Origin of the sequence: Enterobacter sp. Lyrl_3 (genome assembly GCF_051948675.1) — a bacterium.
Classification (GTDB): Bacteria; Pseudomonadota; Gammaproteobacteria; order Enterobacterales; family Enterobacteriaceae; genus Enterobacter; species Enterobacter cloacae.
Genome location: NZ_JAYJLI010000008.1, coordinates 169,084 through 182,942, shown reverse-complemented (window position 1 = coordinate 182,942; position 13,859 = coordinate 169,084). Strand labels below are relative to the sequence as shown.

The window sequence follows — 13,859 nt, the reverse complement described above, 5'->3', positions numbered from 1 at the left end:
GTCGGGAGAGGGAAAAGGTGCACTAGATGTGCAGTTCCTGCAGTTTTTCTTTTGGCAGGGCCAGCTCTTCGTTGCTGTTGACGCGAACATCACGCTCGATGATGTGACGCGCGATCTCCTGGGCTTCTTCCAGAGAGTGCATCTGGTATGTGCCGCACTGGTAGACGTTCAGCTCGGGGATCTGGTTCTGCTCTTTTACCTTCAGCACGTCCTGCATGGCCGCTTTCCAGGCATCAGCAACACGCTTCTCTTCAGGCTGGCCGATCAGGCTCATGTAAAAACCGGTACGGCAGCCCATCGGAGAAATATCGATAATCTCCACGCCGTTACCGTTCAGGTGGTCACGCATAAAACCAGCAAACAGGTGTTCCAGCGTATGAATGCCTTTCTCCGGCATCACTTCTTTATTCGGCACGCAGAAGCGCAGATCGAAAACGGTGATCGTGTCGCCGTGCGGGGTGTTCATGGTCTTCGCCACGCGGACTGCAGGTGCTTCCATACGGGTATGGTCGACAGTAAAGCTATCTAATAACGGCATACGTCACCTCCGATAGTGATTTTTTTTAAAATAAACTGAACTCTTCTACAGAATGCACGTCTGAGTATATGAAAGACGCGCATTTGTTATCATCATCCCTGAATTCAGAGATGTATATTTTGGCCACAGCGATGTGGCCTTTTTCTTTTCTGCTTAAGCCTGCTTCGCCAGAAACGCCTCAAACGACTCCGTATCCGCCGCTTCGACCTCTTTCTGACGTACGACAGACGCATCGCGCTCCGCCGCAAAATCCGCTTCGCTCAGGATCTCTAATGGCTCCTGCATCAGCATTTCACGGTACTCCGCGGAGAGTGCACGCCCTGTTCCGCCGATGCCCTGATCAATCATAGAACGCAGAATACGCGCCGAGAATGTCAGTTCCGGGTTATCAAAGCATTCCACTAACTGGTCGCAGACCTGTTGATACGCTTCGCCACCGTAAAGGCTGTCCATTGTCTGGGCAACGCGCTTCAGGTCGCGGAACAGATCTTTACCCACTTTCGGCAGCGGGAACTGCGCCGTTTCACAGCCGATACCCAGCGTCAGGCCCGGTTTGCGCCCTTCCAGGATCACGCGGTTCCAGTTAGTGCGGGTACAGAGCAGTTCGTCTGAACTCATTTCCGGCGCGTCGGCCAGCACACACCAGACCATAAACAGATCCAGGAAGCGAACCTGCTGCTCATCAACACCGACCGGTGAGAACGGGTTGATATCCAGTGAGCGCACTTCAATGTATTCGATCCCGCCGCGCTGCAGCGCATCCGACGGGGTTTCACCGCTGCGCGTCACGCGCTTCGGACGAATCGGTGCGTACAGTTCGTTTTCAATCTGCAGCACATTGCTGTTGATTTGCAGACGTTTGCCGCCTTTTTCGAGGCCGATTTTCTCGTACTCTTCCGACGGGGTTTTGATCGCCCGCTTCAATCCTGCCACATATTCGTGCAATTCGTTAAACGTAATACCGAGATTGCTTTGCGATTTATTGGTATAGCCAAGGTCGCTCAGACGCAGCGAGGTGGCATACGGCAGGTAGTACATTCCGCACGCGGTCTTCTCGAACGGTAGCGTCGTCGGTTTCCCCTGCAGGAACGAGGAGCATATAGCCGGAGACGCACCAAACAGGTAAGGAATAACCCAGCCAAAACGGTAATAGTTGCGGATCAGGCGGAAGTAACCCGCGGAGATCGCGTCCTTATCCGTTTCACCGCATTTCGCCTGCCAGAAAGCCATCGGCAAAGAGAAGTTGTAATGTACGCCTGAGATCGTCTGCATCAACGCGCCGTAGCGGTTTTTCAGACCCTCGCGATACAGCGTTTTCAGTCGTCCGATATTCGACGTGCCGTATTGCGCCAGTTCAATCTCCTGCCCCTGCTCGATATAGCAGGGCATGCTGAGTGGCCACATACGCTCATCGCCCATATTTCGGGCGGTGTAGCGATGGATGTCGCGCAATATCGTCAGCATATGATCAATATCACCGTCCACCGGAGTGATAAATTCCAGCAGTGCTTCAGCGAAATCGGTAGTGATCCATTTATGTGTCAGCGCCGAGCCTAACGCCTTCGGGTGACCCGTCGTCGCTAAGCTGCCATCCGCGTTTACGCGCAGCGTTTCACGCTCAAGGCCACGCTGAATACCCTTCAGTGCCTGAGGGTGGTTTTCCAGCCAGGCCAGCGCCTGTGATACGTCCGGGATCAAATTGACCTCCCGCCTGTCAAAGTAATGTTACTCAGCATAATTGTAATGGTTGACGATTGAAGGTCGCGTATTCATTCCACCAATTAGTGCCACCACGTCATACCCTGTAGTGTTGCCCACGCCACAAGAACATAGCGCAACGCCTTGCCAAGGCACAAAAAAAAGAGCACCGGCCCCCAGGAGATGCGCATCCATCCCGCCAGCAGACACAGTAAATCGCCTATTACAGGCATCCAGCTTAATAACAGCGTGGCAGCGCCATAGCGTTTTAGCCAGCCGACTGCCTTTTCCTGCCAGCGCGATTTTTCACGCAGCGGAAAGAAACGCCCAAGAATAACGTTAGTCAGCCCTCCAAGGCTATTACCCATTGTTGCTATTAACACAAGCAACCAGGGCTGACTCACGCTAGACAACAGCATCGCCACCAGCACCACTTCCGAATTACCCGGTAAGAGCGTAGCACTTAAAAAACTGCTGGCGAATAATGATAAAAGTGACAGCGCGTCACTCACAGTAAGCGAACATCCACCGCATCCATTCCGGCAGCACGCGCGGCCTGAATGCCAAAGTCGGCATCTTCAAAGACAACGCATTTTGCCGCCGGCACACCCATTCGTTCTGCACAAAGCAGGAAGGTGTCCGGTGCGGGTTTGTGATTTTTAACATGGTCGGCGGCAACCACCGCAGAAAAATAGTGGCGCAGGCCAAGATGATTGAGCAGCGCTTCGGCGATGGCGCTTTCGCTGCCCGTGCCGACCGACATCGGGCGACGTCCGTGCCACTCTTTTACCACGTCAATAAGCGGCAGAGGACGCACGGTATCCAGCAGGATAGCTTTGACTGCATCGGTTTTTTCACGCGCGAGCTGGTGCGGATCGAGATCGGCCTGATTAAGTTCAATCACGGCCTGTGCGATACGCCAGGTAGGAGATCCATTGAGGGCAATCATCGCCTGGAGATCGAAGCGCATACCGTAACGTCCAAGAACGTCCGTCCAGGCCTGGCGATGCGTGGGTTCGGTATCCAGAAGCGTGCCATCCATATCGAAGATCAAACCGTCATACTGTGCGTACATCGTGCTCTCGCTAACCGATTAACAAAGGGTTACTTTATCGTAAACGGGCGTTTTTGTCGCTGACAGAGAGTGTGATTGCTGACGGAACGTCGAAGGAATAAACAAACCAGGAGAAGATGGTGCATCCGGGAGGATTCGAACCTCCGACCGCTCGGTTCGTAGCCGAGTACTCTATCCAGCTGAGCTACGGATGCATCGGGATTTACTGCTATTGCTGCTGATACTTGGTGTCACCTCAAAAGCAACACAAAGTAATAGATGGTGCATCCGGGAGGATTCGAACCTCCGACCGCTCGGTTCGTAGCCGAGTACTCTATCCAGCTGAGCTACGGATGCATCAGGGTACTGCTTTCAGAAATAGTAAATGGTGCATCCGGGAGGATTCGAACCTCCGACCGCTCGGTTCGTAGCCGAGTACTCTATCCAGCTGAGCTACGGATGCATCGGGATTTACTACTGTACTGCTCGATGTTCATATCACTTCTAAAGCAATATGAAGTAATAGATGGTGCATCCGGGAGGATTCGAACCTCCGACCGCTCGGTTCGTAGCCGAGTACTCTATCCAGCTGAGCTACGGATGCAAAATGGCGGTGAGGCGGGGATTCGAACCCCGGATGCAGCTTTTGACCGCATACTCCCTTAGCAGGGGAGCGCCTTCAGCCTCTCGGCCACCTCACCACACAACGCCTCTTTCGAGTGCTTCGAGCCACTCGTTAAGAGCTTCTCGTCGCTGCGTGGCGCATATATTACTTTCTGGGACTTATAAGTCAAACAATTTTCCAAAAGCTTTTATCGTTTGCACAAATCACACGCAATTCGCATGTAAAAGCCGCAAAGAGAGTGTTTTATAAGCGGATTTTGCAGGTATCCTCACAGAAATCTATGAAGAGAAGCGTGTGGTTTGGACGAGATAAGCTGGCGAGAGTGGTTAAAAACAGAGCGATTGAAATCGAACGGTAACTTTAAGCAGGAAAAATAACAGGAGGGGTTGCGTCTCGCCCGACAGCGAGACGCGACAATATCAGTAACTGGACTGCTGGGATTTTTCAGCCTGGATACGCTGGTAGATCTCTTCACGGTGGACAGATACTTCTTTAGGAGCGTTAACACCAATACGTACCTGGTTACCCTTTACCCCTAAAACTGTCACGGTGACCTCATCCCCAATCATGAGGGTCTCACCAACTCGACGAGTCAGAATCAGCATTCTTTGCTCCTTGAAAGATTAAAAGAGTCGGGTCTCTTGTATCCCGGCATTATCCATCATATAACGCCAAAAAGTAAGCGATGACAAACACGTAAAGTGTAAGCAGTCACGGCATCACATTCTGTTAAACGTAAGTTTAGCCGATATACACAAACTCAACCTGACTTTATCGTTATCGATAGTGCAGTGAACAAGACGCCATAACGTTACCGCTATGGCGTCTGTTTGTGCTTTGTAGTTATTACAGTTTCGCGCTTACCCAGCTTTCAACGCTGGCCAATGCCGCAGGAAGTGCCGCCGCATCCGTACCACCAGCTTGCGCCATGTCCGGACGACCGCCACCTTTGCCACCCACCTGCTGGGCAACCATGCCAATCAGTTCCCCTGCTTTAACGCGGTCGGTCACATCCTTAGAGACGCCCGCAATCAGAGAAACCTTACCTTCTGCTACCGTCGCCAGTACGATAACCGTCGAACCAAGCTGGTTCTTGAGATCGTCGACCATGGTACGCAGCATCTTAGGCTCTACACCTGCCAGATCGCTGACAAGCAGTTTGACGCCCTTAATGTCTACAGCTTTGCTGGAGAGGTTTGCGCTCTCCTGCGCCGCAGCCTGCTCTTTCAGCTGCTGCAGCTCTTTTTCCAGCTGGCGAGTACGATCCAGCGCAACACGCACTTTCTCGCCCAGATTCTGGGTATCGCCTTTCAACAGCTGCGCGATATCGTGCAACTGGTCGCTCTGCGCATGCAGGCTGGCAATCGCGCCTTCACCGGTCACCGCTTCAATACGACGCACACCTGCCGCCGTACCGGATTCAGAAACGATGCGGAACAGACCGATATCACCGGTACGCGATGCGTGTGTACCACCGCACAGCTCGGTAGAGAAGTCGCCCATGCTCAATACGCGAACACGGTCGTCATATTTCTCACCAAACAGGGCCATCGCACCTTTTTTCTTCGCCGCGTCGAGATCCATAATGTGGGTTTCGATTGGCAGGTTACGACGGATTTGCGCGTTCACCAGATCTTCCACCGCACGGATTTCAGACGGTTTCATCGCTTCAAAATGCGAGAAGTCGAAACGCAGCACTTTGTCGTTAACCAGAGAACCTTTCTGTGCAACATGCGTTCCCAGAACCTCACGCAGTGCAGCGTGCATCAGGTGCGTTGCCGAGTGGTTCAGACGGATGCGTGCGCGGCGCGCTTCGTCAACATTAGCCTGAACGCCCTCGCCCACTTTCAGGGAGCCTGAAACCAGTTTACCCAGATGACCAATCGCCTGGCCGTATTTCTGAGTATCGTTCACACTGAAGCTGAAACCGTTGCCTTTCAGTTCGCCTTTATCACCAACCTGACCACCAGATTCCGCATAGAACGGGGTTTTATCCAGAATGACAACTGCATCCTGACCTGCGCTGATGCTGTCTACGGCTTTGCCGTCAACAAACAGGGCGGTCACTTTGCCAGTCAGTTCCAGCGCTTCATAACCTTTGAATTCAGACGCGCTATCCACGCGGATCATCGCGTTGTAGTCTGCGCCAAAACCGCTGGACTCACGCGCACGACGACGCTGCTCTTCCATCGCCGCTTCGAAGCCCGCTTCGTCCACTTTGATGTTGCGCTCACGGCAAACGTCCGCCGTCAGGTCAACCGGGAAGCCGTAAGTGTCGTACAAGCGGAAGGCGGTTTCGCCATCCAGCGTGTCGCCCTTAAGCTTAGCGAGCTCTTCATCCAGCAGCGCCAGACCACGCTCCAGCGTACGTGCAAACTGCTCTTCTTCAGTCTTCAGTACTTGCTCAACCTGCGCCTGCTGGCGTTTCAGCTCGTCACCTGCAGAACCCATTACGCCAATCAGTGGCCCAACGAGCTTATAGAAGAAGGTGTCCTTCGCGCCCAGCATGTTGCCGTGACGGATAGCACGACGAATGATACGACGCAGCACATAGCCACGGTTTTCATTCGACGGAATAACACCGTCAGCAATCAGGAACGCACAGGAACGGATATGGTCTGCGATTACGCGCAGTGATTTGTTGTTCAGATCGGTCGCGCCAGTCACTTCTGCAACGGCTTTGATCAAGGTGCTGAACAGATCAATTTCGTAGTTGGAGTTAACGTGCTGCAGAACAGCCGCAATACGCTCCAGGCCCATACCGGTATCAACGGACGGTTTTGGCAGCGGCTCCATGGTGCCGTCGGCCTGACGGTTGAACTGCATGAAGACGATGTTCCAGATCTCAATGTAGCGATCGCCGTCTTCTTCCGGGCTGCCTGGAGGGCCACCCCAGATGTGGTCGCCGTGATCGTAGAAGATCTCGGTGCATGGACCGCAAGGGCCGGTATCACCCATCTGCCAGAAGTTGTCAGACGCGTACGGTGCGCCTTTGTTGTCACCGATGCGAATAATACGTTCGCGCGGGATACCGACTTCTTTTTCCCAGATTTCGTAGGCTTCGTCATCGGTTTCATAGACGGTAACCCACAGACGCTCTTTCGGCAGGTTGAACCAGTTTTCACCAGTCAGCAGTTCCCACGCGTATTGAATAGCATCATGTTTGAAATAGTCGCCGAAGCTGAAGTTACCCAGCATTTCGAAGAAGGTATGGTGGCGCGCGGTGTAACCGACGTTTTCCAGGTCGTTGTGTTTACCGCCCGCACGCACGCAACGCTGTGAGGTTGTGGCGCGGGAATAATTACGCTTGTCGAGACCAAGGAACACATCCTTGAACTGGTTCATCCCGGCGTTGGTAAACAGCAGAGTTGGGTCGTTGTTCGGCACCAGGGAGCTGCTGGCAACAACCTGGTGTCCCTTACTATGGAAAAAATCGAGAAACGCCTGACGGATCTCAGCGGTGCTCTTGCTCATAATTATCCTGAAATCAAGCTAACGAAATGTCGTAGCAAGCCGGTATCGGTAAACCCCTGGACAGACCTGCTACTGGAAAAAGTGGGAATAAGATAAGTTTTCTTTGGTGGGAAGTAAAATCCCGCATGCGTTCAATCGGCAAAATTACGCCAGATATCCTGAATATCTTCCATCAGAAAGCCGCGGTAGAGCAAAAAGCGCTGGATTTTGACTTTTTCTGAAAATTCACGCGGCAGCGGTTCACCGTATTTACGAATCGCCTGCTCTTTTGCCAGCGCACACCAGTCGGTGTCACAGTCGCGCATTGCTTTTTCGATGGACTCACGGGCAACGCCCTTCTGGTTCAGCTCCTGACGGATACGCGCCGGACCGTATCCCTTACGGCCACGGCTGGCCAGGAACCGGGAAGCAAAACGGTCGTCATCCAGATAGTGATGCTCGTAGCACCAGGCAATCACCCGGTCATAATCTTCCGCGGTGGCATCAATCTCTTCCGGCCCATTTTTACTCATCACCGGGGCCGACAGTTTACGCCGCAGCTCTTGTTCACTGTGGTCACGCACGGCAAGGATCCGCACCGCGCGGTCCAGTAATCGCGCATAAGCGGGTCGACGCGTTGTGGATTCGCTCATAAAAAACCTGCTGGTTCAGAAATGCAAAAAGGGCCGCATCAGCAGCCCTTCATTTTTAAACGAAAGCCTTAAAAGTCTTCGTTAGTTTCTTCAGCATCCGCACCATCAACCACAAAATCAGGTTTAGAGTCCTGGTTGTTCAGCAGAAGCTCACGCACTTTCTTCTCGATCTCTTTCGCTGCAGCCGGGTTCTCTTTCAGCCAGGAGATCGCATTCGCTTTACCCTGACCAATTTTATCGCCGTTGTAGCTGTACCATGCGCCCGCTTTTTCGATCAGCTTCTCTTTCACGCCCAGGTCAACCAGTTCGCCGAAGAAGTTGATACCTTCACCGTAGAGGATCTGGAATTCAGCCTGTTTGAACGGCGCGGCAATCTTGTTCTTCACGACCTTCACGCGGGTTTCACTCCCCACCACGTTCTCACCCTCTTTCACCGCGCCGATACGGCGGATATCCAGACGGACAGAAGCATAGAATTTCAGCGCGTTACCACCAGTAGTGGTTTCCGGGTTACCGAACATTACGCCAATTTTCATACGGATCTGGTTGATGAAGATCAGCAGCGTATTGGACTGCTTCAGGTTACCGGCCAGCTTACGCATTGCCTGGCTCATCATACGTGCCGCGAGGCCCATGTGAGAGTCGCCGATTTCGCCTTCGATTTCCGCTTTTGGCGTCAGCGCAGCAACGGAGTCGACCACGATAACGTCAACCGCACCGGAACGCGCCAGCGCGTCACAAATCTCCAGCGCCTGTTCACCTGTATCTGGCTGAGAACACAGCAGGTTATCGATATCCACGCCCAGCTTACGAGCATAAACAGGGTCCAGCGCGTGCTCGGCATCGATAAAGGCACAGGTTTTACCTTCGCGCTGCGCCGCGGCAATCACCTGCAGCGTCAGGGTGGTTTTACCGGAGGATTCTGGCCCGTAGATCTCTACGATACGGCCCATTGGCAGACCGCCCGCGCCCAGCGCGATATCCAGAGAAAGCGAACCGGTGGAGATCGTTTCCACATCCATGGTACGGTCTTCACCCAGGCGCATGATGGAGCCTTTACCGAATTGCTTTTCGATCTGGCCCAGTGCTGCCGCCAACGCTTTCTGTTTGTTTTCGTCGATAGCCATTATTACTCCTGTCATGCCGGGAGAAGCGACTGTGCTTCACCGTGGATTTCTGTTCTGTTGGTGCAATTATACTGTATGGTCATACAGTATCAAGTGTTTTGTAGAAATTGTTGCCAGAGCGTTTTTAACGCATAAACGGTGGCCTGACGACGCACGCTTTCACGATCGCCGCTAAAGCACTCGCGACGCGTGATCCCTTCACCTTTAGAGGTGGCAAAACCAAACCAGACGGTGCCGACAGGCTTCACGTCACTGCCGCCGTCCGGGCCGGCGATACCGCTAATAGAGATGGCATAATCTGCACGCGCCGCTTTTAGCGCACCAATCGCCATCTCAATCACCACCGGTTCGCTGACCGCGCCATGCTGTTCAAGCGTGGATTCGTGCACGCCAATCATTTGCGCTTTAGCTTCGTTACTGTAGGTCACAAAGCCGCGTTCAAACCAGGCGGAACTGCCTGCAATATCGGTAATGGCTTTAGCAACCCAGCCGCCGGTACAGGATTCGGCAGTTGTGATAGTCGCGCCACGTTGCTTAAGCGCCAGTCCTACGACTTCGCTAAGCTGCATCAATTCATGGTCAGTCATTCTCGCTCCGGGCATCAGAAAAACGTGCAGCACAAGATAGCACTTTCTCGTCAGATATGGAGATGAGGATCATGTTTTACGAGGGGGCTTCAGAAAAAAGCCGATGCGAAGGCACCGGCTGAGAAAAAGGTTACTTCATGCTCCTGGCGAGGGTATTCACGTTATGGCGAAACGCCTTAACGTAGGTATCCGCCACGCCGCCTTTGGCCGACAGCGCCTCCGGGTAAAGTTCGCCCCCCGGCTGCGCACCGGTGGCCGTGGCAATTTGTTTAACCAGGCGCGGGTCGAGCTGGTTTTCCATAAACCAGGTTTTCACCCCATCCGCTTTAATCTGATTGATAATCTCAGCCACCTGCGCTGCGCTGGCTTCGCTCTCTGACGACAAGCCCTGCGGCGCAATAAAGGTCACGCCATAGGCGCGGCTGAAGTAGCCGAAGGCGTCATGGCTGGTGAGGACTTTACGTTTCACCTGCGGGATCTGACTGAACTGCGTTTTGGCCCAGCTGTCCAGTTGCATAAGCTGCGCGATATAGGGTTGACCTGTGGCCTCCAGCGCCGCCTTATCTTCAGGATCGGTTTTTACCAGACCGGCAAGGATATTTTGCGCATACAGTGCCCCGTTCGCCGCGCTGTTCCAGGCATGCGGATCGGTCACGGTTTTCCCGTCCTCTTCAAGCGTGTGGGTTTTCACCCCGGTCGAGGCCACCACCAGCTGGCCCTTAAATCCGGAGGCCTTTACCAGACGGTCGAGCCAGCCCTCCAGCCCCAGACCGTTCACCACCACCACATCGGCCTTGCTGAGCGCCGCACTGTCTTTCGGCGACGGTTCAAAGGTATGCGGATCGCCGTCCGGCCCCACCAGCGTGGTCACATTGACCCGGTCGCCCCCTACCTCACGGGTGATGTCTCCCAGAATGGAAAAACTGGTGACCACATTAAGCGTTTTCGCCATCACGCCCTGTGACAACATCCCGAGCGCGAGCGCCATTATTAACCCTGTACGTTTCATCATTTCCCCTTGCGTTAAAAAAGCGCACGCAGGCTGCCAGCCAGGTGGCTTCGTGTGCCAAATAAAACAGAAATAAAGAACAGCGCGCTGGCGGTCAGCACGATGGACGGCCCGGCGGGTAAACTCACCGCCCAGGAGAGGCTTAACCCCAGCCATGCGCAAAAAACGCCGCTGATGCCCGCCAGGCAGAGCAACCCTGGCAGGGTGCGCACCCAGCAGCGTGCCGCCACCGCCGGCAACATCATCAGCCCGACGGCCATCAGCGTGCCGAGAACCTGAAATCCGGCCACCAGGTTAAGCACCAGTAGCGCCAGAAACAGCCCGTGCAACAGGCCGGGCAGCCAGCGGGCGTTAACCTGTAGCCAGGCGGTATCGAACGCCTCAGTCACCAGCCCACGATAGAAAACTGCCAGCGTCACCAGCGTGAAGATGCACACGCCAGCCACAAACAGCGCGGCGTCGTTATCCACCGCCAGAATGGAGCCAAACAGCAGGTGCAGCAGATCGACGTTCGAACCACGCAGCGACACCAGCGTCACGCCCAGCGCCAGCGAGCCGAGATAGAACCCGGCAAAACTGGCATCCTCTTTGAGCGGCGTACGTCGACTGACCAGCCCGGCCACCAGCGCCACGGCGATCCCGGCGATAAACCCGCCGATGCTCATCGCCAGCAGTGACATACCGCTCAGCAGATAGCCCACCGCAACGCCGGGTAAAATGGCGTGTGATAGAGCATCGCCCATCAGGCTCATCCGGCGCAGTTGAAGGAATACGCCCAGTGCCGTGGTGCTGACGGACAGCGCCAGGCACACCACCAGCGCGCGACGCATAAAGCCGTATTCGATAAACGGCTGAAAGAAGAGATGCCAGATCATGCCACCCTCACCCGCTCGGTTTTCCAGTGCGGAATAGCCGTATCCAGCCGTAGTGTTTGCGGAAAATGACGCGATACGCGCTCGCTGTCATGCAATACCGCAAGCAGGGTCTGCCCCTGCATGTACATCTCAAGCATCAGGTCCATCAGCACATTACAGGTAGCTTCATCGACGCCGGTAAAAGGTTCATCCAGCATCACCAGCGGCGCCTGTTGCACCAGGATCCGCGCAAACAGCATGCGCTGAAACTGGCCGCCGGAGAGTGCATCGATGGTAGATAACGCCATGGCGTCCAGTCCGACACGCTCCAGCGCGCTGGCAATGCGCGAGCGTGTTTCCCGACGAAAGCCGGAAAAGAGCGACACACGCGGCCAGCAGCCCATACTCACCACATCCTGCACCGTCAGCGGAAACTGCGCCTCCAGCGCGTGACGCTGTGCCAGCCAGCCAATCACCGGGCGTTTCTCCTGCCAGCGAAAACGGCCGCTCACCGGCGGAATAAACCCGGCGAGCGTTTTGAGCAGCGTGGATTTTCCACATCCATTGGCCCCGATAATGGCGGTCATGCTTCCGCGTTCAATCCCGCCCGACAAGGCGCGCGTAACGGGCATGCGGTCGTAACCCGCAACCAGTTCATTCATGACAATCATGGCAATGCCACCGCCCAGCGCACGGCCAGCCCGATAAACACGATAATCACCAGCGCCAGCAGAAACCTAACTGCCGCAGACAAAGAGAAAAGGGACGTTGACATGTTGACACCACATTAAATGTTATAACGTAACAATAATGAAAGGCGATTGAGATGTAAATGGCGCGTTTGCAAAGGGAGTGTGGCGAAATGTTTCTGCAAAATTCCCCTCTCCCGTGGGAGAGGGAGGAATAAAGCGACTTACTGACTAAACGGCGATGCCGCAGGGACGCGCGCCTGCGATACCGCCAGGCCCAGCTGCCACACGGCCATCGCATAGTGCGTGCTGTGGTTATAGCGGGTGATGGTGTAGAAGTTTGGCATACCGTACCAGTACTGATACCCGGTTCCTACATCCAGACGCAGCAGGCTCACCTGATCGACATTACCCAGCGGCTGCGTTGGCGTTAAACCTGCCGCCGTCAGCTGCGCAACGCTGTATTTGGTTTTGAAGCCGTTTTCCAGACCAAACGCTTCGCCGTTAGCCTGCACGGCAACCTGCCCACCCGGCGTCCAGCCGTGTGCCTTGAAGTAGTTCGCCACGCTGCCGATGGCGTCCACCGGATCCCACAGGTTGATGTGACCATCTCCGTTAAAGTCGACGGCATACTGCTTGTAGGAAGAGGGCATAAACTGGCCGTAGCCCATCGCTCCGGCAAACGACCCTTTCAGATCGAGCGGGTCATCCTGTTCGTTACGCGCCATCAGCAGGAAGGTTTCCAGCTCGGAAGAGAAGTACTCGGCACGACGCGGATAGTTAAACGAGAGCGTGGCCAGCGCATCAAGAATGCGCGTTTTGCCCATCACGCGGCCCCAGCGCGTTTCCACACCAATAATGCCGACGATGATTTCAGGCGGCACGCCGTAGACCTGCCACGCGCGATTGAGGGCATCTTCATACTGATTCCAGAACACCACGCCATTTTGCACGTTGTCCGGGGTAATAAACTGTTTGCGATAGCGCAACCACGCACCGTTTGGCCCGGTTGGCACCTGCGCTGACGGTGCCTGCCTGTCCATCAGGCGCAGCACGTAGTCCAGACGTTTCGCCTGCGACAAGATTTCATGCAGTTGCTGTCTGTCAAAGCCGTGTTTGCTCACCATTTTATCGATGAACTGTTCGGCCGCCGGGTTATTCGCGAAGTCGCCCCCCATCTGCATCATATTGTGCTGCGGCTCCAGCAGGAATCCTCCTGAAGGCGCGCCAGCCGTCTGCACAGCGGCTTCAGTCTTGGGTTTACTACTACAGGCGGACAGCAGAATAAGCGCAGGTAACAACGCTGCATAACGACGCTTGAACATGGGACATCCATTTAACGGGTTCGATAAGAACCCAGTATGGTAAAGCATCCGCAACACCTCAAGGAAGCGGTACGCGCCTTACCCACCAAATCTTTACGCTCCTCAACGCAAATCTGCGCTTTTTTCAACCAAAATGCGTCTCCCCCGCCCATTAACTTTCAAAATAATCCATTTTTCTTTCATTGTGAGATCTGATTAACACTTTAAAACCTTTCAAAGTGATTATTATTAGTCCCGGAAATACAAA

13 protein-coding genes and 5 tRNA genes are annotated in these 13,859 nt (G+C 54.4%); all 18 read right to left on the bottom strand.

Features of this window, described 5'->3' with window-relative positions; translation table 11 throughout:
- Positions 1-22: 22 nt before the first annotated feature.
- The 18 genes from luxS to mltB all read right to left on the bottom strand — a co-directional run bounded on the left by luxS (position 23) and on the right by mltB (position 13,612).
- Positions 23-538, bottom strand: coding sequence for an S-ribosylhomocysteine lyase (gene luxS / locus VF709_RS16180; protein WP_013098432.1), 516 nt, complete (start codon positions 536-538; stop codon positions 23-25).
- Positions 539-691: 153 nt separating this feature from the next.
- Complete coding sequence (gene gshA, locus VF709_RS16175) at positions 692-2,236, bottom strand: glutamate--cysteine ligase (RefSeq protein ID WP_149896892.1); 1,545 nt, start codon at positions 2,234-2,236, stop codon at positions 692-694.
- A gap of 83 nt (positions 2,237-2,319) precedes the next feature.
- Positions 2,320-2,748: a YqaA family protein gene (locus tag VF709_RS16170; RefSeq protein ID WP_149896893.1), complete on the bottom strand. Its 429-nt coding sequence runs from the start codon at positions 2,746-2,748 to the stop codon at positions 2,320-2,322.
- Positions 2,745-3,311, bottom strand: coding sequence for a fructose-1-phosphate/6-phosphogluconate phosphatase (yqaB, locus tag VF709_RS16165; RefSeq protein WP_020686219.1), 567 nt, complete (start codon positions 3,309-3,311; stop codon positions 2,745-2,747). Before yqaB ends, VF709_RS16170 begins: the two co-directional genes overlap by 4 nt.
- 117 nt (positions 3,312-3,428) lie before the next feature.
- Positions 3,429-3,505, bottom strand: a tRNA-Arg gene (locus tag VF709_RS16160).
- Between the two features lie 65 nt (positions 3,506-3,570).
- Positions 3,571-3,647: transfer RNA gene (locus VF709_RS16155), tRNA-Arg, on the bottom strand.
- A 29-nt stretch (positions 3,648-3,676) separates the two neighbouring features.
- Positions 3,677-3,753: transfer RNA gene (locus VF709_RS16150), tRNA-Arg, on the bottom strand.
- Between the two features lie 64 nt (positions 3,754-3,817).
- Positions 3,818-3,894 (bottom strand) — tRNA-Arg (locus tag VF709_RS16145).
- A 4-nt stretch (positions 3,895-3,898) separates the two neighbouring features.
- Positions 3,899-3,991: transfer RNA gene (locus tag VF709_RS16140), tRNA-Ser, on the bottom strand.
- A gap of 343 nt (positions 3,992-4,334) precedes the next feature.
- Positions 4,335-4,520: a carbon storage regulator CsrA gene (gene csrA, locus VF709_RS16135; RefSeq protein ID WP_000906486.1), complete on the bottom strand. Its 186-nt coding sequence runs from the start codon at positions 4,518-4,520 to the stop codon at positions 4,335-4,337.
- Positions 4,521-4,761: 241 nt separating this feature from the next.
- Positions 4,762-7,389, bottom strand: a complete 2,628-nt coding sequence (alaS, locus tag VF709_RS16130) for an alanine--tRNA ligase (RefSeq protein ID WP_029883887.1) — start codon at positions 7,387-7,389, stop codon at positions 4,762-4,764.
- Positions 7,390-7,520: 131 nt separating this feature from the next.
- A complete protein-coding gene (gene recX, locus VF709_RS16125; protein WP_013098437.1) occupies positions 7,521-8,021 on the bottom strand; it encodes a recombination regulator RecX in 501 nt (166 codons plus the stop codon).
- A 68-nt stretch (positions 8,022-8,089) separates the two neighbouring features.
- A complete protein-coding gene (gene recA / locus VF709_RS16120; RefSeq protein ID WP_013098438.1) occupies positions 8,090-9,148 on the bottom strand; it encodes a recombinase RecA in 1,059 nt (352 codons plus the stop codon).
- A gap of 89 nt (positions 9,149-9,237) precedes the next feature.
- Entirely contained in the window at positions 9,238-9,735 is a 498-nt protein-coding gene (gene pncC / locus VF709_RS16115) for a nicotinamide-nucleotide amidase (RefSeq protein WP_013098439.1), read from the bottom strand.
- 130 nt (positions 9,736-9,865) lie between these two features.
- Positions 9,866-10,744, bottom strand: coding sequence for a metal ABC transporter substrate-binding protein (locus VF709_RS16110; RefSeq protein ID WP_149896914.1), 879 nt, complete (start codon positions 10,742-10,744; stop codon positions 9,866-9,868).
- A gap of 14 nt (positions 10,745-10,758) precedes the next feature.
- Positions 10,759-11,619 carry a metal ABC transporter permease gene (locus tag VF709_RS16105; RefSeq protein ID WP_013098441.1) on the bottom strand — a complete coding sequence of 287 codons (861 nt, stop codon included), beginning with the start codon at positions 11,617-11,619 and terminating at the stop codon, positions 10,759-10,761.
- Positions 11,616-12,269, bottom strand: a complete 654-nt coding sequence (locus VF709_RS16100; protein ID WP_149896894.1) for a metal ABC transporter ATP-binding protein — start codon at positions 12,267-12,269, stop codon at positions 11,616-11,618. Before VF709_RS16100 ends, VF709_RS16105 begins: the two co-directional genes overlap by 4 nt.
- A 242-nt stretch (positions 12,270-12,511) precedes the next feature.
- Positions 12,512-13,612 carry a lytic murein transglycosylase B gene (gene mltB / locus VF709_RS16095; RefSeq protein WP_023620633.1) on the bottom strand — a complete coding sequence of 367 codons (1,101 nt, stop codon included), beginning with the start codon at positions 13,610-13,612 and terminating at the stop codon, positions 12,512-12,514.
- Between the last annotated feature and the right edge of the window lie 247 nt (positions 13,613-13,859).